Annotated in this window: 25 protein-coding genes; 14 read left to right on the plus strand and 11 right to left on the minus strand. The window is 35.7% G+C overall.

Translation table 11 applies throughout. From position 1 onward, the window contains the following. Positions 1-37: 37 nt before the first annotated feature. From LB450_RS05330 to LB450_RS05350, 5 genes are all read left to right on the plus strand, one after another. Positions 38-1,045 carry a glycosyltransferase gene (locus tag LB450_RS05330; RefSeq protein ID WP_224486824.1) on the plus strand — a complete coding sequence of 336 codons (1,008 nt, stop codon included), beginning with the start codon at positions 38-40 and terminating at the stop codon, positions 1,043-1,045. Further along, a complete protein-coding gene (locus LB450_RS05335; protein WP_224486825.1) occupies positions 1,042-1,992 on the plus strand; it encodes a YbbR-like domain-containing protein in 951 nt (316 codons plus the stop codon). The genes LB450_RS05330 and LB450_RS05335 overlap by 4 nt, the downstream gene beginning before the upstream one ends. Further along, positions 1,989-2,576, plus strand: a complete 588-nt coding sequence (gene coaE, locus LB450_RS05340) for a dephospho-CoA kinase (RefSeq protein ID WP_224486826.1) — start codon at positions 1,989-1,991, stop codon at positions 2,574-2,576. Before LB450_RS05335 ends, coaE begins: the two co-directional genes overlap by 4 nt. Positions 2,577-2,645: 69 nt before the next feature. Further along, complete coding sequence (locus tag LB450_RS05345) at positions 2,646-4,211, plus strand: sensor histidine kinase (RefSeq protein ID WP_224486827.1); 1,566 nt, start codon at positions 2,646-2,648, stop codon at positions 4,209-4,211. Positions 4,212-4,215: 4 nt separating this feature from the next. Continuing rightward, complete coding sequence (locus LB450_RS05350; protein ID WP_224486828.1) at positions 4,216-4,938, plus strand: response regulator transcription factor; 723 nt, start codon at positions 4,216-4,218, stop codon at positions 4,936-4,938. A 64-nt stretch (positions 4,939-5,002) separates the two neighbouring features. Here the strand turns inward: LB450_RS05350 and miaA are convergent, their stop codons facing one another. The 5 genes from miaA to LB450_RS05375 are packed head-to-tail and all read right to left on the minus strand — an operon-like array spanning position 5,003 to position 10,589. Then, positions 5,003-5,908, minus strand: coding sequence for a tRNA (adenosine(37)-N6)-dimethylallyltransferase MiaA (gene miaA, locus LB450_RS05355; protein WP_224486829.1), 906 nt, complete (start codon positions 5,906-5,908; stop codon positions 5,003-5,005). Continuing rightward, positions 5,905-6,735: an ion transporter gene (locus LB450_RS05360; RefSeq protein WP_224487052.1), complete on the minus strand. Its 831-nt coding sequence runs from the start codon at positions 6,733-6,735 to the stop codon at positions 5,905-5,907. Before LB450_RS05360 ends, miaA begins: the two co-directional genes overlap by 4 nt. Positions 6,736-6,761: 26 nt before the next feature. Continuing rightward, positions 6,762-7,484 (minus strand): potassium channel family protein, encoded by a 723-nt coding sequence (locus LB450_RS05365; protein ID WP_224486830.1) that lies wholly within the window; start codon positions 7,482-7,484, stop codon positions 6,762-6,764. A 2-nt stretch (positions 7,485-7,486) separates the two neighbouring features. Next, positions 7,487-9,223 carry a TrkH family potassium uptake protein gene (locus tag LB450_RS05370; RefSeq protein WP_224486831.1) on the minus strand — a complete coding sequence of 579 codons (1,737 nt, stop codon included), beginning with the start codon at positions 9,221-9,223 and terminating at the stop codon, positions 7,487-7,489. 1 nt (position 9,224) lies between these two features. Continuing rightward, complete coding sequence (locus LB450_RS05375; protein WP_224486832.1) at positions 9,225-10,589, minus strand: exonuclease domain-containing protein; 1,365 nt, start codon at positions 10,587-10,589, stop codon at positions 9,225-9,227. 329 nt (positions 10,590-10,918) lie between these two features. Here LB450_RS05375 and LB450_RS05380 point away from each other — a divergent pair, with 329 nt between their 5' ends. Next, entirely contained in the window at positions 10,919-11,347 is a 429-nt protein-coding gene (locus LB450_RS05380) for an Hsp20/alpha crystallin family protein (protein WP_224486833.1), read from the plus strand. Positions 11,348-11,557: 210 nt separating this feature from the next. On the opposite strand, the gene LB450_RS05385 is transcribed toward LB450_RS05380, so the two are convergent. Genes LB450_RS05385 through LB450_RS05400 form a run of 4 tightly spaced genes read right to left on the minus strand, consistent with a single transcriptional unit; the run spans position 11,558 to position 15,347 of the window. Further along, the gene (locus LB450_RS05385; RefSeq protein ID WP_224486834.1) at positions 11,558-12,217 is read right to left on the minus strand and encodes a YggS family pyridoxal phosphate-dependent enzyme; all 660 of its coding nucleotides are present in this window, start codon (positions 12,215-12,217) and stop codon (positions 11,558-11,560) included. Positions 12,218-12,228: 11 nt separating this feature from the next. Beyond that, positions 12,229-13,467 carry a DUF1015 domain-containing protein gene (locus tag LB450_RS05390; protein ID WP_224486835.1) on the minus strand — a complete coding sequence of 413 codons (1,239 nt, stop codon included), beginning with the start codon at positions 13,465-13,467 and terminating at the stop codon, positions 12,229-12,231. Positions 13,468-13,469: 2 nt separating this feature from the next. Then, positions 13,470-14,360 carry a 3-hydroxybutyryl-CoA dehydrogenase gene (locus LB450_RS05395; protein ID WP_224486836.1) on the minus strand — a complete coding sequence of 297 codons (891 nt, stop codon included), beginning with the start codon at positions 14,358-14,360 and terminating at the stop codon, positions 13,470-13,472. A gap of 21 nt (positions 14,361-14,381) precedes the next feature. Further along, positions 14,382-15,347 carry a Gfo/Idh/MocA family protein gene (locus LB450_RS05400; protein ID WP_224486837.1) on the minus strand — a complete coding sequence of 322 codons (966 nt, stop codon included), beginning with the start codon at positions 15,345-15,347 and terminating at the stop codon, positions 14,382-14,384. 433 nt (positions 15,348-15,780) lie between these two features. On the opposite strand from LB450_RS05400, the gene tnpA reads away from it, so the two are divergent. The 8 genes from tnpA to LB450_RS05440 all read left to right on the plus strand — a co-directional run bounded on the left by tnpA (position 15,781) and on the right by LB450_RS05440 (position 21,695). Further along, positions 15,781-16,281, plus strand: a complete 501-nt coding sequence (gene tnpA / locus LB450_RS05405) for an IS200/IS605 family transposase (RefSeq protein ID WP_456095403.1) — start codon at positions 15,781-15,783, stop codon at positions 16,279-16,281. Between the two features lie 954 nt (positions 16,282-17,235). Then, complete coding sequence (locus LB450_RS05410) at positions 17,236-17,601, plus strand: cupin domain-containing protein (RefSeq protein WP_224486839.1); 366 nt, start codon at positions 17,236-17,238, stop codon at positions 17,599-17,601. 167 nt (positions 17,602-17,768) lie between these two features. Further along, positions 17,769-17,999, plus strand: coding sequence for a hypothetical protein (locus tag LB450_RS05415; protein ID WP_224486840.1), 231 nt, complete (start codon positions 17,769-17,771; stop codon positions 17,997-17,999). A gap of 193 nt (positions 18,000-18,192) precedes the next feature. Beyond that, complete coding sequence (locus LB450_RS05420) at positions 18,193-18,525, plus strand: antibiotic biosynthesis monooxygenase (protein ID WP_224486841.1); 333 nt, start codon at positions 18,193-18,195, stop codon at positions 18,523-18,525. Between the two features lie 355 nt (positions 18,526-18,880). After that, a complete protein-coding gene (locus tag LB450_RS05425) occupies positions 18,881-19,270 on the plus strand; it encodes a DUF302 domain-containing protein (RefSeq protein WP_224486842.1) in 390 nt (129 codons plus the stop codon). Positions 19,271-19,279: 9 nt separating this feature from the next. Next, positions 19,280-20,074 carry a cation transporter gene (locus tag LB450_RS05430; protein ID WP_224486843.1) on the plus strand — a complete coding sequence of 265 codons (795 nt, stop codon included), beginning with the start codon at positions 19,280-19,282 and terminating at the stop codon, positions 20,072-20,074. 1 nt (position 20,075) lies between these two features. Next, entirely contained in the window at positions 20,076-20,963 is an 888-nt protein-coding gene (locus LB450_RS05435) for a cation diffusion facilitator family transporter (RefSeq protein ID WP_224486844.1), read from the plus strand. A 90-nt stretch (positions 20,964-21,053) separates the two neighbouring features. Further along, on the plus strand, positions 21,054-21,695 hold the full coding sequence (locus LB450_RS05440) for a protein-L-isoaspartate(D-aspartate) O-methyltransferase (RefSeq protein ID WP_224486845.1): 642 nt from the start codon (positions 21,054-21,056) through the stop codon (positions 21,693-21,695). Between the two features lie 6 nt (positions 21,696-21,701). Here the strand turns inward: LB450_RS05440 and LB450_RS05445 are convergent, their stop codons facing one another. Together LB450_RS05445 and smpB are read right to left on the minus strand one after the other, a co-directional pair. Continuing rightward, positions 21,702-24,176, minus strand: coding sequence for a DUF5686 and carboxypeptidase regulatory-like domain-containing protein (locus LB450_RS05445; protein ID WP_224486846.1), 2,475 nt, complete (start codon positions 24,174-24,176; stop codon positions 21,702-21,704). Between the two features lie 18 nt (positions 24,177-24,194). Beyond that, a complete protein-coding gene (gene smpB, locus LB450_RS05450; RefSeq protein WP_224486847.1) occupies positions 24,195-24,659 on the minus strand; it encodes an SsrA-binding protein SmpB in 465 nt (154 codons plus the stop codon). Positions 24,660-24,661: the final 2 nt, after the last annotated feature.

The following is a 24,661-nucleotide window of genomic DNA, read 5'->3' on the forward strand; positions in this document are numbered from 1 at the left end:
CTGGTTCGGGATTTTTTATTTGTAATATCTTTACAGCATGGTAGAGCTTTACTTTTCCTTTATAATCCCCGTTTATAACCGGCCCCATGAGATCAAAGAACTTTTAGAAAGTCTTAGTCTGGTTACGGGTTCTTTTGAAGTAGTGATAGTCGAAGATGGCTCGAAAGACACTTGTGAAGAAGTGATAAATGATTTCAAAGAAATACTAAACATTTCTTATTACTTCAAAAATAATACGGGTCCTGGCGATTCCAGAAACTACGGAATGCAAAAGGCAACAGGAAACTATTTTATCATTTTAGATAGCGATGTTATTGTTCCAGCGAATTATGTGAAAATTGTAAGAGCAGCTTTATCTGAAAGATATCTGGATTGTTATGGCGGTGGAGATAAAGCCTTGGATTCATTTACGCCTATTCAGAAGTCAATTGATCATGCGATGACTTCACTTCTAACTACAGGAGGCATTAGAGGCAGCGTACAATCTAAAGCCTCTCAATCCTATGAACCTAGAAGTTTCAATATGGGAATTTCTAAAGCAGCCTTTCTGGAGTCTGAGGGTTTTAGCAGCATACATCCGGGAGAAGACCCCGATTTATCTATTCGTCTCAAAAAACAAAAATTTAAAGTGGGCTATATTGATGGAGCGCACGTTTATCACAAGCGAAGAACAGATTTTAAAAAATTTTCTATGCAGGTGTTTAAATTTGGTTTAGTGAGACCTATTTTACTATCCCGCTATCCCGCTACTTCGAAACTTACCTATTGGTTTCCCTTTTTATATACTTTGATGCTTGTTTTAGGCATGGTTTCACTTCTATTCAAAATCCATTATATACTTTATTTTTATGTCATTTACAATCTTTTAGTTTATATAGATGCAATTATAGATCATAAAAATTTTAAAATAGCTATATTAAGCGTATTTGCTACCAATATTCAATTTGTAAGCTATGGAACTGGTTTTATCTGGAGCTATTATAAAATTCATATATTGAGACAAATACCTGAAAAAACATTTCCAAAATTATTCTTTAGTAAATGAGTAGATACAAACAGTTTGATAACATCAAGACCAGCATCAAAAAAAGAAATTACAAGGCTTTTTTCTTTTTCTTAGCCTTTACTCTTCTTATATGGTCATTTGTACAACTTTCAAAAACTTATGAGCATGATGTGGAGTTAACTTTTGAGTTTGGAGAAATTCCACAGCATATTGTTTTAGACAATAAGACCAAAAAAGTATCTGCTCAAGTAAAGCAAACTGGTTTTAAAATCCTGTACATAAAGCTTTTTAATTCAACTATTGAATTGAATTTCAATCAACTCGATTCATTGAGCGATCATTATAGTTATAGTCTGATAAATAACAAATCTCATATTGCTAAGTCCTTAAATTTGTCGAAAGGGGAAATAGAAATTGGAAAGGATTCTTTTCAATTTAACCATTACAAGTTATCGACTAAGAAATTGAAAATTAAACCAAACATTCATTTAGATTTCAGTAAAGGGTATGACTCTATTACAGATTTTGTTTTTGAACCAAGGTTTATAGAAGTTTCTGGTAATGACTCTATTTTGAAAACTTTGGAATATGTAACAACGAAAGAAAAGATCTTAAAAGAAGTTTCGGATACAGTTAGCGGGCATATTCAAATCCAAAAAATTGAAGATATTTCAATTAATTACCTGGTAGAGACTGTGAGTTACACATTGCCTGTTGTGAAATTTACAGAAGGCACCTTTGAGATTCCGATACGTCTAGAAAACAAGGCTCTAGAGAATAAACTTGTTATTTTTCCTAAAACAGTAAAAGTAAATTTTACGACAAGTCTTTCAAACTACGAAAGAATAGATGAGTCTGGTTTTAAGGTGGTCGCGAAATATAAGCCAAGTGAAGACTTTATGTTTCTAGAACTGGTGGAACAGCCAAGACTTGTAAAAAGTGTTTCTTTAGAAAATTATAAGGTTGATTATTTGATTAAAAAATGATAAAAATTGGGCTTACAGGAGGAATAGGAAGTGGTAAAACTACCGTTGCCAATATGTTTAGAGAGCAACATGTGCCTGTCTTTATTGCGGATATAGAAGCCAAAAAAATACTTGATAATTCTAAAGTTGCTACCGAAGTGGCGCAAACTTTTGACCTAAATCTGACGTCTGAAGGTTTAATTCATAAGCCAGATTTGGCTTCCATCGTGTTCAAAGACGCGCAAGCTCTTCAAACTTTAAATTCAATAATACATCCAAAAGTTCACCAGAGTTTTAAAAACTGGCTTAGTAAACAAAACTCTCCTTACATTATTTATGAAGCGGCGATTATATTCGAAAAAAAAAGAGCTTCAGATTTTGATTATACTGTATTGGTTACAGCACCTGAAGAGGTAAGAATAAACCGCGTCATGCAAAGAGATAATGTGAGTTATAAAGATGTGAAATCCAGAATGAAGGCTCAGTGGCCTGAATCTAAAAAGGTGAAATTAGCTGACTTCATTATTGAAAATATTAATTTAAAAGAAACTCAGCAACAGGTTAAGGAACTTCATAAGATATTTTCAAATTTTTCATATAAATAGGCGTATTCTCTTGTTAACTTTCGGTTAAACACTGATAAAGCATTTTGTTAAAATTGTAATTTTGACAAAATGAATAAACGCATATTTACATTCATAATTGTATTGATGAGTGTTTCCTTAATTGGAATCATTTTCGTGCAAGGCTATTGGATAAAAAATACTGTGGAAAGCAATGAAGAGCAGTTCTCTATGGGTGCTAAGCAGATTCTCATCAATGTTGTTCAGCAGCTAGAAAAGGAAGAAATAGATAAGTATTATTTTAAATTTGCTTCCATAGCAGATTCAGAAACTCCAATCAGAACACAACTCAGTGAAATATTTCAATTGCCGGATAATGGCATCTCTACGGAATATTTCATGTATTCTAACTCTTTGTTCCAGGAAGATTACAAAGTGGCGTCCCCGTTTCTAGCTGAAAATCAAGACTCCATAGAATTTAAAAAGTTAATCAACCGAAAGGTTACAGCGGTAATGAGAAGGGATGATTTCGATGGCAGTAACCTCAATGCTATGGAGCGCTTCGAAAGAATCAGTAATTTAGAAGACGAACAGAAATACCTATGGCTAGATGCTATCAAAGAAATGGCTTCAAAAATTCCTATTCACAAACGCGTAGACACTTTAGAAATCAAAAAATTGATTGATGAGCAGATGCAGAAAAGGAATTTAGACTCTGATTATGATTTCGGAATTTATAGCAATGCCTTATCAACCAAAGTCAGAACGTCTAGTTTTGAATTGAATTCTCCATCAACTTATGGAATTCCCGTTTACAGCTACAATGATGAATTTTCAGATTATCAGTTGTTTGTCAATTTTAAAGATAAAAACAAGCAAATTTTATCTTCTATTGCTTTGATGGGCGGACTTTCGGTCATGTTTACCTTAATTATTGTTCTTGCTTTTTCTTCTGCAATAGGTCAATTGATTAGGCAAAGACAGATTTCTCAGATAAAAACTGACTTCATCAATAACATGACGCATGAGTTCAAAACTCCTATAGCAACTATCAATCTTGCTTTAGATTCGGTGAAAAATCCTGTGATTTCTAAAAATCCTGAAGCTGTGGACAGGTATATGAACATGATTCGCGAGGAAAATAAAAGGATGCATGCACAGGTAGAAAATGTATTAAGAATTTCTAAGCTTGAAAAAAACGAGCTTGATATTGAAAAAGAAAAATTAAATCTTCATGAGATTATTGAAGACTCTATAAGCCACATTAGTTTAATTGTGGAAGACAGAAATGGAAGCATTGAAACTGATTTAAAAGCAAAACGAGATACCATTTTAGCTAACGATTCTCATTTTTCTAATGTGATTGTGAATATTTTGGATAACTCGGTAAAATATTCTACAGACGAACCTAAAATAAAACTAACGACTGAAAATGTGAATAACTTTATCGTTCTGATTATTTCTGACAAGGGTAGCGGAATGTCTAAACAGGTTCAGAAAAAAATATTCGATAAGTTTTACAGAGAACATACCGGCGATGTTCACAATGTAAAAGGGCACGGTCTTGGTTTGGCTTATGTCAAAAGAATTGTTGACGATCATCACGGCGAAATCTCTGTAAAAAGTGAAAAAGGAAAAGGAAGTTCATTTATAATTAAATTACCATTAATATCATAAATATATGGAAACTGAAAACAAGAAGATTTTATTAGTAGAGGACGATCCCAATTTTGGAATCGTATTAAAGGACTATTTGTCCATGAACAATTACGATGTTACTCATGCCAAAAATGGGATGGAAGGCTTTGAGAAATTTAAAAAAGGAAATTATGACTTATGTATTTTGGATGTCATGATGCCATACAAGGATGGTTTTACTTTAGCTAAGGAAATAAGAGCTAAAAATGAAGATGTTCCCATCATATTCCTTACCGCCAAAGCGATGAAGGATGACGTATTGAAAGGATACAAGGTTGGGGCAGATGATTACCTGAATAAACCGTTTGACAGTGAAGTCCTTTTGATGAAAATAAAAGCCATCATGCAGCGTAAGAATTCAGATACACTTGCAGATAGTAAGCAATTTGAATTTACGATTGGAAATTTTCACCTCAATTCTAAGTTGAGATTTTTAACTTACAAAGAGGAGGAGCCGATTAAACTTTCACCAAAAGAAAACGAATTGTTGCGTTTACTTGCGTTGTATGAAAACGATTTAATGCCAAGAGAGCTTGCATTAACTAAAATTTGGAGAGATGATAATTACTTCACTTCAAGAAGTATGGATGTTTACATCGCCAAATTGAGAAAATATCTGAAAAAAGATGATACTGTGGAAATATTAAACATCCATGGTGAAGGTTTCCGTCTGGTCGTAAAAGGCTCTGATGGGAAAGGTGCTTAATAAGCCACTTTTTTCAGTTCCAGAATGATCATAAAAGACTAATCGTTAAAGCACGATTAGTCTTTTATGTTTTAATGTGAGTTATGATTTCTTCTGATGGGGTTTCAAAATGAAACCATTGGATATCGGGGTCTTTTTTGAACCAAGTCAATTGGCGTTTAGCGAATCTTCTCGTATTTTTTTTTATTTCTGAAATAGCTTGATCTAAATTCAGTTCTCCATCAAAATAAGCGAATAATTCTTTGTAGCCCACTGTTTGTAAAGCATTGAAATGTCTAAAAGGATAGAGTCTTTTGGCTTCTTTTACCAGGCCCTGCCCAATCATAAGATCCACACGTTGTTCTATTCTGTTGTAAATCACTTCGCGTGGTGCATCCAAACCAATTTTGACGACTTCGAACTGGCGTTTTTTTTTGTTTTGATTTTGAAAATGAGAAAAAGACTTTCCTGAGACTTCAAGTACTTCCAGTGCTCTAGTGAGTCGTCTGGGATTTGAAATTTCAATAGTCCTGTAGGTTTCTGGATCTTTTTTCAGAAGTAAGCCCTGTAATCTTTCAATGCCTTCTGTATCTAATATATCGTTGTATTTTTTCCTTATTCCTGAAGGAATCTCAGGAAAGGAAACCAAACCTTCGGTCACTGCTTTATGATAAAGTCCGCTTCCGCCAACGAGAATGGCTTTGGAATTCGACTCAAAGATGTCACCTAAAACTGCAATGGCATCGTTTTCAAATTTGCCAACATTATAGTTATCCTGAATTGAGATGTGTTGGATAAAGTGATGTTTTGCCTGTGAAAGCTCCTCCTCCGCAGGAACTGCAGTTCCAATCTTCATTTCTTTAAAAAATTGCCTGGAGTCTGCAGAAACTATTTCAGTTGTAAAATGGGAAGCGAGTTTTATGCTTAAGGCTGTTTTTCCAATAGCTGTTGGACCAACAATGCAAACTAAGAATGGCTGATCTCTTTTCATTCTTTAATCTCTTTTTTTTCTTTTTTACCCTTGTTGAGATTATAGCCGCAGTTGTGACAGAATTCTGCTTCATCCTTATGTTCGTTTTCTCCACAATTATAACAGACCTGGGTATTCGATTTTATATGTTCTTTTGTCATTTCAGCGGTAACAATCCCGGTAGGAACCGCTATAATGCCATAACCTAGCAACATGATGATAGTGGCAACAAATTGACCTAAAGGCGTGACAGGGTGTATATCTCCAAATCCAACTGTAGTGAGCGTCACAATGGTCCAATAAATGCCTACCGGAATAGATGTGTAGCCATTTTCAGGTCCTTCAACTAAGTACATGATTGTGCCAGCAATAAAGGATATGACGACAACGCTATATAAAAATATAAGAATTTTTGGCAAACTCTTTTTTAGTGAAACTGCTACTCTGGAACCTGCACCAGTATATCTTACCAATTTGAATATACGAAAAACTCGAAGTAATCTTAATGCTCTTAGAGATAATAAAGCCCCAGAGCCTGCAAAAATCAATGAAATATAAAGTGGGATGGTGGAAAGAAAGTCGACTATTCCATAAAAACTAAAGATGTACTTTTTTGGTTTATTTATGCAAATGATTCTGAGAATATATTCAATGGTAAAAAAAATGGTAATGATCCATTCTAAAGTTAAGAATAAGGTATGATACTCTAAGTTTAAATGATTTACAGAGTCTAGAACAACAAGGGCAAGACTCACTAAAATCATAATTAGTAAGGCGACATCAAAGACTTTGCCCGCAGTGGTATCTGCTTCGTAAATGACTTCATGAACTTTTTCTTTCCAGGTCATGTTTATGGATGAATTAGTTTGGTTTCTCAAGACTCTGAGTCTTGTTTCTGGCTGTCTTCAGAAGAATTTGTATCTATAAAAGCATCAATATCGCTATTTTTTCCAAATATGACCAAAATGTCTTCTTCTTTCAGTTTTACATTTGGATCTGCTATGCCTTCAATTTTATCGACCTCTTCTTTCTCACCTATTTCTGTAGTCTTTTCTTTCCGTTGAACTATCGTTAAGATAAGAAGGTTATGTTCTTCTCTTACTTTTAGCTCTTTAATGGTTTTTCCCACGTATTCTTTTGGAACTTGAGCTTCGATGATGCTGAAGTCTTGATTGAGCTCAAACGAATCAATCACATTTTTCAAGTGAAGTTTATTGGACCAGCGCTCGGCTGTTTCTGCTTCAGGGTGAACAATTTCGTCTACACCTATAGCTTCAAGGACTTTTTTGTGTAAGGGATTAATAGCTCTGCTAATTAATCTTTTGACTCCAAAATTTTTAAAAAGGGCAGTTGCCATAAGATTGGAACCTTGTTCTTCGCCAATTGTGATGAGAACAATGTCGGTTTCATCTAAAGGTAAATCAGAAACGGCAAGCTCATCGGTGGCATCCATTCGTATGGTATGGGTGATTTTCTCCTTGAAATAATCGACCTTCTCCATATCACTATCAATAGCAATAACTTCGTTGCCCAGGGATGTTAATTTCTGAGCTATGGATGAACCAAAATTTCCTAATCCTACAATGATATACTTCATACTTAGTTGATTGTTATTTCTTCAGTCGGGTAATTATAATTCTTTTGTTTTATTTTCTTAAAAATAGCAATTACAACCGTAAGCATACTCACTCTTCCAACAAACATGGTGAAAATAATTACCGCTTTTCCCAAATCGCTCAATTTTTCTGTAATTCCAAGGCTTAAGCCTACAGTCGAATATGCTGATATGGTTTCGAAAACTAAATCAAAAAGACTTAGATTTTTGTCACTTATACTTAACACTAATGTAGATGATCCGATAACTATTAGCGATAAAGCAATGATAGCGTAAGATCTTCTGATGGAAATATTTGATATTTCTCTTTTGAAAACCTCAATTCTGGATTTCCCCTTAGCTAAACTTAGGATATTCAAAGTAGAAATGGCCAAGGTGCTGGTTTTAATCCCCCCGCCAGTTGAAGATGGCGAAGCTCCAATCCACATCAGAAGAAAAATCAATAATAAAGTAGGCGTAGTTAATAATGATAGATCTACCGTATTAAATCCAGCTGTTCGGGGCGTAGCTGCTGTAAACAAGGCTGTAACTACTTTGCCAAAACCACTGTGTTCTGCCAGGGTATTTTGATATTCTAAAATATAAATAACAATTACAGCTATTCCTGTTACTATAAAGGTAGTGATTAAGGTAATTCTACTATTTATGTTTAAAACCCAGGGTCTTGCATCTCTTCCCCGACCAAAAATCCTTTTAATAGAATATTTAACATACTTGTCTATATTTTCAACGATAGGAAATCCAAGACCGCCTATGATGAAAGATATAATAATAACAAGTTGCAATCCATAATTAAACCTGAACCCTTCTTCATAAAAACTTGAAGACAAGGTCGAAAATCCAGCATTGCAGAATGCAGAAATTGCATGAAAAACGGAGAAAAATGCCTGATCTAAAAAGCCCGTAAAATCTTTGTTATCCAATGAAGTATAAATAAGTATAGCCGAAACAAGTTCAATTCCAAAGGTGATCACAATAATATACTTCAAAGTATTGAAAACAGTATTCAATGATTTAGAACTCGTAATGCTGTTTAAGGTGAGCTGATTCTCATAAGTGGAACCACCTTTAAAAAAATAGCTAAAAAAACTGGTAAACGTCAAAATACCCAACCCGCCAATCTGTATCAAACAAAGAATTATGCTTTGTCCTAAACTTGTAAAAAAAAAACCTGTGTCAACGACAATAAGCCCAGTGACGCATACGGCACTGGTAGAAGTAAATAAGGCATCGATATAACTAATACCAGAGTGAGTAGCATTCGGTAACATCAGTAGTAAGCTGCCAATGAAAATGATAGTTAAAAAACTTAATATAAAAAGTTGAGCAGGGTTAAGTATCGTTCGATCGACAGAAATTTGAATATCAGAAGATTCTCTTATGAATGTAAGTAGAATCGCAAATTTCAGCCAATTGTCATTTACTAAAAAACTTTCCAGTAATTGAACATCTAAGAATATAAAATGCCTGCCCAGAACAAATACTGAAAATAAAATCGACACCACGTCAAAAATAATAACTCCCATGCTAGGCAGACTCTTGTTTTTATAATACCTGATAGACGTGGAAGCAACACCTAGAACTAAAACGACAACATAAAAGATGTTGTAAATTGTAATTAAGTTTTGAGACTGATCAAAACCGAGATCAAAAATTAAAAGGACTAAACCAACAAGACTTAGCAAAAATGAAATTCTATGAATGAATGAGTTTTTCCCCATTTTAGAACTTATGAATCTTCAAATGATGATTTCGTTTTCTCAGGTAACTCTGTATGATATGCTGCGCATCCCTGTCATTTTGCATGGGATTAATGATGTTTTTTAAAATTGACATGTTTTCAACTTGAAAATTTAACTCCGTATAACCAGTACCTGCTAGCTCTCCATTTTCAATCAATACCACACTTTTTTCAGCGGCATGTCTGCCTCTGTCCTGTATGATCATATTTTTATTTTGATAATCATAAAAATCGATAAGCTGTTTTACTCTTTCGTTATAACTTTCTTTCGATTCTTCATTTACGCAAGCCCCATGACATTGCTTGATGGTATAATTAAAACACGCTCCTTTTGTTTTGTGTAGTCCTGTCAGTTTTTGGCAAAGTTCATAAGTTTCGACCGCTCGTTCCATGAAGGCTTTGCCCTGTTGATAATTGGTAAAGCTGGTGATGTACTTTTCGCTGGGTTTTAATTTTGAAACTGAAAGATTAATATAACCATTTTCATCTTCAAAAGCGTAAAGACCATGCGTAAATAAGCTTTTTTTAAGAGCCGAATTGAATTTAGGCTTAAGTTTTTTAATAGACTGATTTTCCTTCAATAAAGCCAAAAGCTCGTTGCCTGTTTTTTCAAAATCTATAGAAGCCACATGTTTCTGTATTTCTCTGGATTTAGGCGCATCGCTTGTGAAGTGCTGGTTAGCTCGTTTCTTAATGTCCTTACTTTTACCAATATAAATAATTTCGCCTTCACCATCAGAAAAATAATACACACCTACTGCATTTGGCAGCTGATCAATCAGGCGAATCAATTTTTGGTCGACACTGCTTATGGAATTAAGTTTTAAATTTGAACTTATAATTTCTTTGTCTGTATCTTTCTCCAGCAATAGCTTAAAAAGTTTTACAGTAGCCAAAGCATCACCGTTGGCTCGGTGTCTATCGGTAATGGGAATCCCTAATTTTTTGACCAGCTTACCCAAACTATAAGAGTCAAAGCCAGGCAAAAGTTTTTTGGATAACTTGACGGTACATAAGCTTTCGCGCTCATAAGAATAGCCTAGTCTGTCGAACTCTAAGCGCAACATTCTGTAATCAAACTTTGCATTATGAGCAACAATAATACAGCCTTCAGTAATTTCAATAATCCGTTTGGCCACTTCATAAAACTTAGGGGCCTGGTGAAGCATTTCATTGTTGATCCCCGTCAATCCAACCACAAAAGACTGTATTTTTCGTTCAGGATTCACCAAGGAGATGAATTGATCTACGACCTGATGTCCGTCGAATTTATAGATGGCAATTTCAGTGATCCCTTCTTCGTTATATTTTCCTCCTGTGGATTCTATGTCTAATATGGCGTACAATCTATTCTCTCAAATTATTTTGTGTAAGCGACAAAAATAAAGATATAATTCTGTTTCAAAGCTTTATAGCCAAAAGTTTAAGCTTTCTATAATGCACAAATTATCTTTTTTATTCTGATGTTGACTCAGTCAATTTTATTTAAAACAGACAAAATGACACTTAAAATTAGCTTCACAGTGCCATAATGGCATTTTGATTGCTTTAAATTTATGAGAATTCGATTTTTGAAATCAACTAAGCCTAAAATTTTCATTTATTTTGTCATTATTCAATTTGGTATCCATTTTGAAAATAAGTTTATAAAAATAACCTTTAAAACTTATAAATTATGATACCAACACGTTATGCAAATCAGGATGTGGGCCTTTTAGACAGGCTTTTTAACAACGACATGTTTCACAGAGATTTCTCTGAAACGAACACGACTTCACCTTCGGTAAACATCAAGGAAAACGAAGATCGATTTGGAGTAGAAATGGCAGTACCAGGATTCGAAAAAGATGATTTCAACATAGAGTTGAACCATAACAAATTGACGATTTCCTCGGAGAAAAAAGAAGAAAAGTCACACATAGAAGTTGAGCGTTACACAAGAAAGGAGTTCAGCTATCAGTCATTCAGAAGAACTTTTACGCTACCTAACACTGTAGATGGTGAAAAGATTTCAGCTGAATATAAAAACGGGGTATTGTGTGTTGAGATTCCAAAACTTGAAGAAGCTAAACCTAAACCAGCTAGACAAATTGAGATTAGGTAAGTGGTTTAATTTCATTTTTAAATAATCAAGATTTAATTTGTCACCCTGAACTTGTTTCAGGGTCTTTTTTTGATAAAGTCTTTGTCGGGTTGAGCTTACCTGACTGGCAAAGGCAGGTATCTTTTCTGAAAAGAAACGAAATGAGACAAAAAGATATACTTCGCTAAGCTTACCGTATTAAACACAGTACATGCAGCAGAACGACCGAACCTAATTCCTCGCCCCAAAAATAGAACTTCCAATTCTTACCATGTTGGTTCCGTGTTGCATCGCGATTTTATAATCACCACTCATACCCATGGATAGAATACTGAAATCAGATTGAGTTTTAGAAGTTTCTTCGTAGAGGTCTTGAAGGACTTGGAATTCTCTATGGACCTGGTCTTCATCATCGGTGAAGGTAGCCATACCCATCAGACCTTTTAGTTTAACGTTTTTCAATTCAGAAAGTTTTTCATCTTTCAGAAAAGACCTTAATTCGTCTGGAGACATGCCGAATTTAGAATCTTCTTCAGCAATTTTGACCTGCAATAAACAATTGATAACGCGGTCGTTTTCCTTTGCTCTCTTGTTGATCTCTTTAAGCAATTTCATTTTTTGAACTGCATGGATAAGATCAACATAAGGTGCCATGTACTTCACTTTGTTGGTTTGTACGTGACCTACCATATGCCATTGGATATCTTTTGGTAGCGCCTCCCACTTGTCGGTCATTTCCTGAACCTTATTTTCGCCAAAAATGCGTTGGCCGGCTTCGTAGGCTTCCATCAGGTCTTCGTTAGGCTTGGTTTTAGAAACGGCAACCAGATCCACATTTTCTCCAAGCTCTTCTTTATATGATTTTATATGTTCTTTTATAGATCCTTCCATGTCTTTTAGTTTTAAAATTCATAAATCGTAATACCGCTCCTCAATCTCGGTTCAATAAACGTAGTCTTTGGTGGCATTTTCATGCCCTCATCGGCAATGGTTTTCATTTCATCAATTTTAGCAGGATACATGCCGAAACCTACTTCAAACTCTCCATTGTCAATCATTCCTTTTACGTATGCCATGTCTTTTTGCCCTTGACTATATTCCAATCTGGAATTGTTTCTCAAATCATCAATACCAAGTATGGGCTTCAGAATGGTTTTGTATAAAATCTGAGCATCCAATTTTGACAAGGCATCATGAAAATCATAATTCCTGAATCTTAAGTTCAATTCGTAGAAATCCCCGTCCAGATACATGCTAAAATGATGAGGTTTTGATGGCTTATAATAATTTTGCTTCAGATTTTCAATTTTGAACTGCTCATCCAGCTTGATCAGAAATTCATCCTTGCTTAAGCCGTTCAGGTCCTTGACGAGTCTGTTGAATTCATGAATTCTCAAATGACTTTCAGGAATAAAGAAACCCATGAAATAATTGTAAGCTTCATGACCTGTATGCGCATCGTTTTCAGTCTGGAGTTTTTTCTTTAAGTCGATAGACGACAAACTTCTGTGATGACCATCAGCAATGTAAATATGCTGCATGCCTTTGAATTCAGCTTCAATTTGTTTCTGAAGTTGTTCATCTTCAATCACCCAAAAGTGATGGGTTTCTCTAGAGGTGGTTGTAAATTCATATTCAGGACGTTCCTGCATCAATTCCTGAGAAATACCCTCTAATACAGCATTATCTGGGTAGGTGAGGAGCACAGGATCGGCATTAAACCGCACTGTTTTTAAATATTCTGTAAAGATATCGACCTTTTCTTTCAGAGTGTCTTCATGCTTTCTTATAACGTTGCTTTCATAGCTTTCGGTGCTTGCTGCTCCTACAATACCTACAAATTGAATTTCATTTCTGTAAATAATTTTATGTAAATAGTAGCAAGGCTTTTCATCTTGCAGAAAACTTCCGTCTTCCTTGAATTCTTCAAATCTATTTTTAACAAGCCCAAATCGTTCCTTACCGGAGATTTCTTTGTTGTATTTGTATCCGGGATTCACAATATGTAAAAATGAAAACGGGTTGTTGTCCAGCCGTGCTTCTATCTGAGACTTGGTGTACGTATCGTAAGGTTTTGAAGCTATCAGGCCTACTTTATCTCGAGTAGGTCTGGTAGCTCTAAAGGGTTTGACAACTGGCATGATTAAGAAGCAAATTGTGAAGACACTTTTTCTGCCTTTTTGCTTTCGCTGTAATCGTAGAAACCTTCACCAGATTTCACACCTAGTTTACCAGCTCTTACCATATTGACCAATAATGGACAAGGGGCGTATTTGGGATTTTTGAAACCATCGTACATCACTTCAAGAATCGACAAACACACATCCAGGCCAATGAAATCTGCCAGTTGGAGTGGTCCCATAGGATGAGCCATTCCTAGCTTCATCACAGTGTCAATTTCTTCAACGCCAGCCACATTGTTGTATAAAGTTTCAACCGCTTCGTTGATCATCGGCATCAAAATACGATTGGCTACAAAGCCAGGATAATCATTCACTTCAGTTGGGACTTTGCCTAGTTTTTTAGACAGTTCCACAATAGCTTTGGTAATCTCGTCATTTGTGTTATAACCTCTTATAATTTCTACCAACTTCATTATTGGCACCGGATTCATAAAGTGCATTCCAATCACCTGCGTTGGTCTATTAGTAACAGCAGCGATTTTAGTAATAGGAATTGAACTTGTATTGGAAGCTAAAATAGCTTCAGAAGGACAGACCTTATCAAGTTCTCTGAAGATGTCCAGCTTGATTTTTTCATTTTCTGTTGCTGCTTCCACGACAAGGTCAGCGTTTTTAGCTCCATCAGCAATACTGGTGTGAGTGGAGATGTTTCCCAGCGTGCGTTTTTTGTCATCTTCGCTTATTTTTTCCTTGCTTACCATGCGGTCCAGGTTTCTGGTGATGGTAGCAATTCCTTTATCTAAATTGTCCTTGGTAACATCGATCAAACTGACTTTATAATCGAATTGCGCAAAGGTATGTGCAATACCGTTGCCCATGGTTCCTGCTCCAATAATTGAAATATTTTTCATAAACTGTATATTTTAAAGGTATTAATTATCAAATGCTTTTATGATTTGCATCGCGACTCTTAAAGCTTCGGTGCCTTGTTCTAAAGTCACTATAGGTGTGGTGTTGTTTTCTATGGCTGTGGCAAAGGTTTCCAATTCGTCCAATATGGCATTGTTGGTTTCTACATCCGGATTGTCGAAGTAAATCTGTTTTTTGACACCTTCCGCATTTTGAAGTATCATCGCAAAATCATCCGGCTCTTTTGGGGCGTCTTTCATCTTTACCACTTCAGTGACTTTCTCCAGAAAATCCACCGATACATACGCATCTCTTTGAAAAAAGCGTGATTTACGCATATTTTTTAAAGAAATTCTGCTGGCAGTGAGGTTGGCTACGCAGCCATTTTCAAATTGAATTCTGGCATTGGCGATGTCGGGAGTTTCAGAAATAATGGAAACACCGCTGGCCTTGATGTTTTTAACTTTGGATTTGACCACGCTCAAAATCGCATCGATATCGTGAATCATCAAGTCCAAAACAACAGGAACATCGGTGCCACGAGGATTAAATTCAGCCAGACGATGAGATTCGATAAACATCGGGTTGTCGATTTTATCGATCGCTGCTCTAAAGGCAGGGTTAAAACGTTCCACATGACCCACTTGCCCTTTAACTTTATAGTGTTTGGCTAAATCAATCAGGCTTTCTGCCTCTTTTACGGTTGAAGTAATAGGTTTTTCTATGAATACGTGAACACTTGCTTTTATAGCTTGTTCCGCCATAATGAAGTGGTTGGTGGTAGGTGTGACGATGTCGATCACATCTACTTCCTTAAGCAGGTCCTCGTAATTTTCAAAATACCGATAGCCAAATTCTTTTTCAATAGCTAAGGCATGTTCTTTATTTGTATCGTAAAATCCAACAAGTGAATATTTCTTGGATTCGTTGAGCAATCTCAGGTGAATTTTACCCAGATGTCCAGCTCCCAAAACACCGACTTTTAGCATAAATAGTATGATTTTACACAAAAGTAACATTTCTTTTTTAGTAATACCGACCTTAAGAAAGCTTATAGAAATTCTTTTAGAGTCTGTTACCTGACTAAGCTTTAATATCCTATTCTTAAACACCAAATTTTAAAGATTCATTTTTTAGTTGGCAATGGATTGTTGAACAAAAGAATCTGAAGGATTCAAATGTTTATAGAAAATGACATTGAATTTAATGCGACCCCTGTCGGGGTCGAACAAACCTGGCGTATAATTTCTATATATATTTAATCCCTTCAGGATTAAGAAAAACAAATAGTTAGCAGGAATGGGTTGTCTGCACGGATTGAACAAAAGAATCTGAAGGATTCAAATGTCATTAGCAAAATTCAAGATAAATCTTTAGCTTTAAGGTATTTAAGTAGGTGATTTTTTTAACAAAATGAAAAAAATGGCAGCTGGAACATTTACGCAAATTTATATACAGATTATTTTTGCTGTTCAAGGCAGAGTAAGTTTAATAAACCCTGATTGGGAAGGAGAACTTTATAAATATATGTCTGGTATTGTCAGAAATAAAGGTCAAAAAATGTTAGCTATCAATGGTATACCCGATCATATTCATTTACTGATTGGGATGAAACCCTCCTGTTGCTTATCAGGTTTGGTAAGAGAAGTGAAAAAATCATCCAATACATTTATCGCAGAAAAAAAATTTACAAAATATCCCTTTGCCTGGCAGTCAGGTTACGGGGCATTTTCATACAGTCATTCCTCACTTGGCAATGTTATTGCCTACATTAATAACCAAAAAGAACACCATAAAATGAAATTGTTCAAAGATGAATATAAATTGTTTTTGACTAAGTTTAATATCGAATACAAAGACGATTATTTGTTTGAATGGATTGAACAAAAGAATCTGAAGGATTCAAATGTTTATAGAAAATGACATTGAATTTAATGCGACCCCTGTCGGGGTCGAACAAACCTGGCGTATAATTTCTATATATATTTAATCCCTTCAGGATTGAAGAAACAAATAGTCAGCAGGAATAGGATTGTTTGCACGGATTGAACAAAAGAATCTGAAGGATTCAAATGTTTATAGGAAATGACATTGAATTTAATGCGACCCTGTCGGGGTCGAACAAACCTGGCGTATAATTTCTATATATATTTAATTCCTTCAGGATTAAAGAAACAAATAGTCAGCAGGAAGGGGATTGATTGTATGGATTGAACATAAGAATCTGAAGGATTCAAATGTTTATAGAAAATGACATTGAATTTAATGCAACCCTGTCGGGGTCGAACAAACCTGGCGTATAATTTCTATATATATTTAATCCCTTCAGGATTGAAGAAACAAATAGTTAGCAGGAATGGGATTGATTGTATGGATTGACCATAAGAATCTGAAGGGTTCAAATGTTTATAGAAAATGACATTGAATTTAATGCGACCCCTGTCGGGGTTGAACAAACCTGGCGTATAATTTCTATATATATTTAATTCCTTCAGGATTAAAGAAACAAATAGTCAGCAGGAATGGGATTGATTGTATGGATTGAACAAAAGAATCTGAAGGATTCAAATGTTTATAGAAAATGACATTGAATTTAATGCGACCCTGTAGGGGTCGAATAAACATAGCGTATAATTTCTATATATTTAATACCTTCAGGATTAAGAAAAACAAATAGTTAGCAGGAATGGGTTGTCTGCACGGATTGAACAAAAGAATCTGAAGGGTTCAAATGCATATACCAAGTGCATGATAAATGTAATACGACCCTGTTAGGGTCTAACCAATATATAATCTCCTGTGGATTGAACCATAGAACAGTTGATTAATGAAAGAATCTAAGAACAGCTGAATTTTTAACATTAAAAACACCAACTTATGACCACCGCAAATTTTAACGAGGACCAAATTTTTAGCAATAAAATAGTGACAAAAGTGATTTTAGAGTCAGAGTTCTCCAAAGAAATCCGGATTCTATTAGCTTCAGGGCAAGTGATGAAGGAGCATCAAAGTAAATTCCCGATTATGATTCACCTGCTGGATGGAGCGATAGATTTGGGTGTTGAACGAGTGTCACATAAACTTAAGAAGGGTGACATAATAGCGTTAAAAGCAAATGTTCCTCATGATTTATCTGCTACAAAAGATAGTGTCATCCGTCTTAGCTTATCAAAGTCAGATAGTGTTGAGCGTGTAACTACTGTTGCAGAAGATTCTGAGAAGAGAGAACACAAGAACATTTGAAAGCGGGGCATTTACCATCAGGCTATAATCCCGATTAATTTTTAGTAGATTTATATTTGCATGTCAGAATGGGAATAGCCATGATGGGTTAAACGCTGTACTTTTGACGACAATTCTACTAAGACTTAAACCCTAACACTTACGAAAAGGTCGATACCAAAAGGATTGTGACCAATCTACCCGATGACGGCTCATTGGCGGCGAATGTTATGTATGAAGAAAACTGGCTGAAGGCAGAATATCGCTTGAATCCAAAATTCAAAGGTTTACTAACTCTCATGACCAGTAGTGCTTATGATAACATCAAAACCGACAAAAACTACTTAAGAACAAGTTATGGCGTTATACCAACCGTTTATTACATTCCTTTTAAAGACATTGATGTTCAATTTTCTTAGCTTATATTGGCAGGTATTATGATTACTCTAAGTATTCAACTGATAATTTGAATGTGGCCAATTACTTTAAAAATGAAGTAAGAGTTGGCATTGGCATTAAGGCTTCTTTAGCATTGCTGTAAGATGAGGTCTGCATTCACTCTCTGCATTTTTTAAGTAATTTAACTAAGATATGGCTTTAAAAATACAAAAAATGAATAGCAGATCTAAAATTATACGAACCTGGAAAGGCTGGACCACTCCAGAAAATGCGCCGGTTTACGAAGACCTATTGGTCAATGAGGTTTTTCCAACAGTAAAAAAGAATGGGGTAGATGGACTGGAAAAAGTTAGTATTTCTAGCAAAAATGAAAGGGATGAAGTAGAATTCTTTTTAAGTCTTCAATTTGATTCTCTCGATTCTGTAAAGTCCTTTGCAGGTGAAAATTACGAAATAGCCTATATTCCTGAAAATGCGAAGCGCATTCTAAAGAGATATGATGCCAAGGCGGTACATTATGAATTAAAAAAGGAATTGATTTTATAAAGTTATAGTAGCGAATGTCATCGGTGCTAATCTTGTTAACTATCCAGTCATATTTCTTAAGGTGAAAGGAGATGGAATTCAATATGACCCTTTCATAATCCTTTTGTTGAAAAGAGTGAAGTATGAGAACTGTTCACAATGCCGGCATCGCAAGACAATTATTTGACCAAAAATATTGACGTTGTTTAAATTTTATGAACGATCAATAAAATCACCAATTTCGGTTTTAGAATCGCAGGTTTTATCGTAAATTAGGCATAATTGAATGTAAAAGCAGAATGTTAAGTAAATTCAATTCTTGACTTTATTTAAATCAGCTTTATTGAAAAAGAAATAATTTTTAAATTTATATAGCATGTCATATTACCATTCCACCGTATTAAAGGACAAATCTTTTGAAGAAGCAATTGATTTGGTCACTGAATCCCTTAAAGAAGAAGGGTTTGGGATACTCACAGAAATAGACATCAAAGAGACCATGAAGAAAAAGTTGGATGTAGATTTTCGTCCCTACAAAATTTTGGGAGCCTGTAATCCGCCTTTTGCTCACGAAGCACTTATGGCTGAGGATAAAATCGGTACCATGTTGCCCTGTAATGTCATCGTTCAGGAACTGGATGAAGGCATTGAAATAGCTGCCGTAGACCCCGTGGCTTCTATGCAGTCTGTAGGTAACGATAGTTTGACTAAAATCGCCACTGAAGTCAGAGACAGATTGAAAAAAGCTGTCGATAACTTAAACTAATCTACAGGTTTGAATAAAACGACCTTCCGCATTAGTCAGATGGATTGCTCTTCAGAAGAACAGATGATACGCATGAAGCTGGAGGGTTTTGATGAGGTTAAACAACTTATTTTTGATATTTCTAACCGAAAACTTGAAGTCTACCACACCACTGATGTGGAAGACATTCATCAAGCCATACATGAGCTTGGGCTTAAGGATGAATTGAAAGGAACAGAGGAAGCTGAGTTGCCTATTGCCAGCGATGACGAAGCTCAACAGCGAAAAATCCTTTGGTGGGTACTAGGTATTAATTTCACCTTCTTCGTTGTTGAAATGACGACGGGCTGGATTTCCAATTCCATGGGTCTGATAGCTGATTCTCTAGATATGCTGGCGGATTCTATTGTTTACGGTCTAAGTTTACTGGTAGTTGGGTCAACTGCAATTCGAAAGAAAAAAGTGGCAAAAGCCAGTGGTTATTTCCAAATGGCTTTAGCTTTAATCGGTTTTTCAGAAGTCCTGAGACGCTTTTTTAGTGACAGCGAAACGCCTTTGTTTCGGTTTATGATTATCGTTTCTGTTTTTGCCTTACTCGGTAATCTGGTCTCACTTTGGCTCATCAACAAAAATCAAAGCAAAGAAGCCCACATGCAGGCTAGTGCTATCTTCACTTCCAATGATATCATCGTTAATGGAGGAGTGATACTGGCGGGTAGCCTTGTTTATTTTTTAAATAGCAAATGGCCGGATTTAGTCATTGGCGGACTAGTTTTTGCCTTTGTAATACAAGGCGCCTTTAGGATTTTAAAATTGTCTAAATAAAATGGCACACAACCACGATCATTCTCAGGGAACTGGTAACTTGAAAGTTGCTTTTTTTCTGAATCTCGGATTTACCATTATTGAGATAATTGGAGGACTTTATACCAATAGTTTAGCCATTTTATCTGATGCCTTGCACGACTTGGGAGATAGTTTGAGTTTAGGGCTTTCGTGGTATTTTCAAAACCTCTCCAATAAAGGACGTACCCGAAATTATTCCTACGGTTATAAGCGATTTTCTCTATTGGGAGCGATTATCAATGCGGTAGTGCTTGCAGTTGGTTCTACATTTATTCTGACTCATGCGGTCCCGCAACTTTTCAATCCAGAAAAAACAAATGCTGAAGGCATGTTTTACTTAGCTATTCTTGGGGTAATTGTGAATGGCGCAGCAGTTTTAAAATTGAGAAAGGGTGAATCCATGAACGAAAAAGTGGTGTCTTTACATCTGCTAGAAGATGTACTTGGCTGGGCTGCGGTTTTAGTTGGAAGTATACTCATGATGTACTTTGATGCGCCCTTTGTCGATCCGCTTTTGTCTGTATTGATATCACTTTATGTGATTTACAACGTCTATAAAAACCTGAAGAAAAGCATGTTGGTGATTTTGCAGGCAACACCTTCCGAGATTTCATTGGAAGAGATTAAAAACCAGCTTTTAGACATTACTGAAATTATAGAAATTCATGATCTCCACGTCTGGTCTTTAGACGGAAACTATAATGTGATGTCGGTTCATGTGCGGTTAGAACAGGATTATAAACTTTCAGAATTGTCAGATTTAAAAGGAAAAATGCGATCCAGGCTCCACGATAAATCTATTGAACATGTCACGATTGAAATAGAAGGGAAAGAGGAAGACTGCAGTTATGGGAAGTCAAAAATTTAATTAGGGTCTAATTTTTTAAACTTCTTAATTCACTTCATTTGCCTGGATTTTTTTCTAATTTTACTTCAACAAAAGTCAAAACATAAAAGCTTGGAAGACAGTTACAGACAGCAGGGGAAACGTAAATTATTAGTCGAATTGATTCGGGAAAAAGGCATTAAAGATGAAAAAGTTCTCAAGGCCATGAATGCTATTCCCAGGCATTTATTTATGGACAGTAGTTTTGAAGACCATGCTTATCAAGACAAAGCATTTCCTATTGCTGCAGGACAAACGATATCTCAGCCTTTTACCGTTGCTTATCAAACGGAACTTCTTCAGGTTAAACCTGGAGATTTGGTTTTGGAAGTAGGAACGGGTAGTGGTTACCAGGCGGCTGTTTTATGCGAACTAGGAGCCAAAGTCTATACCATAGAACGTCAGCAAAAACTCTACAAAAAAACTAAAAACTTTCTTCAGCAATTGGGTTATAGACCCAAATTTATGAGTTTTGGAGACGGTTACAAAGGTCTGCCAGATTATGCTCCTTTCGATAAAATCATCGTGACCGCTGGAGCCCCCTTTATTCCAAAACCGCTGTTGTCCCAACTGAAAGTCGGAGGCAGACTAGTTATTCCTGTAGGCGAGGATCCACAGATCATGACTTTACTCAAGCGAACTTCGCTTACAAAATTTCAGAAAGAAACCTTTGGAGAATTTAGGTTTGTGCCACTTTTGGAAGATAAAAACTAATAAATTTTAGAACTGATCCAGTAATTTAATTCCGAAGATGACGGCGCCACTTTGCCAGCCATTCTGGTAAGGCTTCACGTAATCGAGTCTAAAGAATCTGAACTCTCCAAAACCTACATTATCTAAACCAACTGAGAATTCAGAATAAGGCTTATTGGCGTCCGTAAACAAACTTTTGCCACCTATCACCATACTGAAATTCAGTTGATTTATTAACGGAACCTTATTCAGAAGATAGCCTTTAAAGTTGTGTTCAGCATGAACATCTGCATAATTTGAATTGGTGGAGAGTTTGTAATACGGCAGAAGATTAAACTGGTTTAGGTAGTTGTCTTTAGTGCCTATTCTGGTTTGATTTCCATTAAAATGTTTGTAATCCAAAAATGAAATATGTTTAGCATTGAAAAACAAGCCGGCATTTAAGCTATAAGCTAATTCGCCAAACCTGGATAGTGTTTTAGTTTGTGTAAGTCTGGCTTTTATCAAATCGTAATTGAAGTTATTAACGTTTGAGGCAAAACCCTTTTCGTATAAAAAAGTCAAGACTGGAAATCTGTCACTATAGGTGTTATATTTTCCATTGGGAGTAAGGACATATTCCTGATCAAAATTGAGTTGTCCACCAAGTCTTAATTTTCCGATATTATGCGAAGGAAATAGCAGGGAACCAAAAGCCTGTGGGGCTAATGGATTGTTGGATGTAAATCCTCCATTTTTATTGCTGATGATGGGTGAATTTGTGGAATTCGTCAAGGCTTGCCTTCTTTCAAAACCTAAAGCTGCACTCATTCTCAATCCGTTGAAAACTTCTTGACTATAAGTGACTTCCCCAAATGTTTTCTCATAGAGTTTTAAGTAATTTCTTTCAAAAAATATCGAAGCTATCGAGGATAAGCGTTCATTGATAGGGTTTGTAGAATTGATTTCTTCTAATTTGGTTCCTCCAGAAAAGCTGACTATGGGTTTGGAAAAATTATTAAATTTTTTAGTTAACTTTCCGTAAACTCTGAGTTTTTCTTCAGAAAATCCATAATCAAAGAAAGATCGGAGTTCCCAGAATTTCCGGTAAGTTCCTGCGGTATCTTTTTGTCTGAAATACACCTCAGACTTAATGTTGAAGCCTTGAACTGTGTTGTAATTGACATCGGTAAGCCCTGTAAATCCAGCTTCTCTATGAGTGGTTGAATTTTGCCAGGAATAGCCGAATATAGGATCCGTAAGACTGAATTTATTTTTAGCCGTGTCTATAGAATCTTTGTAAGGCTGAGAATTTTTGAGCGTTTGAAGGCTATCTTTGAACGTGTAATCTTTTAGCTCCAAACTTGTTAAAGGTACAGGTCTGTTTTTCTCCCAAAACAAGCTGTCTTTTGTGTTGGCTTCTTTATCGAAAACAATAATGGCATTGTTGAAATCTTTGTTGGTCAGTTTAGGGTTGAAGTCATAGTTTTGATAAGAAGCTACAAAATCTCCATTTCCAGAAATCCCAAATATTCCCCAGCTGAAGGAAATATTCTGAGAGATCAAAGCCCAAAATTCATTCTCTTTGCTGTATTTAAAGGTTTGATTGATGTGGATTTCGTCCAGCACTTCAAGTTGTAAGGATTTCCCTGTCGTTTTTAATTCGATACCGTAAATTTCCCAGGTGTCTTCCAGAATATAGATGTGTCCACTAAACACAATATCATTGGGGCGTTTAGGGATTACTTTTATTTTATTGACAAGAAAGTTATCGCTGTCATAAAACGTTCCAATTAACTCATAATCGTAATAGGTCATGGCAAAATTGGCGATAGGGGATACCAGATTATTTCCTAGATCAATGGTGTTTTCATAAAATGAAAAATTGAAATCTTCAGCAGAATTAAAACTAAATCCTCTGTCGTTTCCACTTACTTTGGAAGCGATGATGCGCTCTTTAAATTGATTGGGAGCTTTGTAAGCAATTTTAGAAACGGTTTCACTTAGATAAACCACACCACTTCTGGTAGAATCCAGGCCACCACCAAGATCGCCCACTTCCTGGCCTAGTATTTTCTCTGGTGCATTTTTGATTTCCCAAATTCCTTTGGAATAAAATTCAGCTTTAAATTCTTTGATTTTTGCTAAATTCTCTTTCCGTTGAGCAATGGCATTCCTGATGATGGCATAAGCAGGATCTTTGCTATGAGTGATGACCACATCGTCCAGGCTAGTCACTTTTTCTGCCAGTTGAATTTCCAGATAAGATTCATTTTCTCTAATGGTTCTGTTTACCGTTTCAAAGCCGAGAAATTTAAAAATTAAAACTTGTGCTTTGGAGGAATCCCTATCTATCTTGAATTCACCGTTAGCATTGGTTGTTGTTCCTGTGAAAGTGCCTTCCACATAAACATTTACATTTTGAAGAGGTCGGTTCTCAGTATCCGTCACTTTTCCAGTAATCTGAGACTGAACGATACTCGAAAATAATATAAATGAAAGGAGGACAAGTTGATGTTTCATCTAGATGTGTAGCGAATACTAGGTGTTATAAGTTTTATTGATTCGGTTCAGCTTTCTTTTCGTGTCTCTATCTTTTATGGTTTCACGTTTATCATGAAGTTTTTTACCCTTACACAAAGCAATTTGTAATTTGGCAAAACCTCTGTCATTGAGAAATAATCTTAGCGGAATGATAGTTAAACCAGTGTTCTTGACTTCTTTATAAAGTTTTTTAAGCTCTTGTTTATTCAGTAAAAGCTTTCTGGCATTTTTGGGTTTATGGTTGAAGTGAGTGGCGTGAGAATATTCCTGAACGTCCATATTTATCACAAACAACTCGCCTTTATCATTAAACTCACAAAAACTTTCAGCTATGTTAGCTTTGCCTTCACGAATGGATTTGATTTCGGTGCCGGCTAATACAATTCCTGCTGTATATTTGTCCAGAATTTCATATTGAAATCTAGCTTTCTTATTCTTTATGTTGACTTTATTTTTTACCATAG

The organism is Psychroflexus curvus (assembly GCF_020164585.1).
GTDB classification, from domain to species: Bacteria; Bacteroidota; Bacteroidia; order Flavobacteriales; family Flavobacteriaceae; genus Psychroflexus; species Psychroflexus curvus.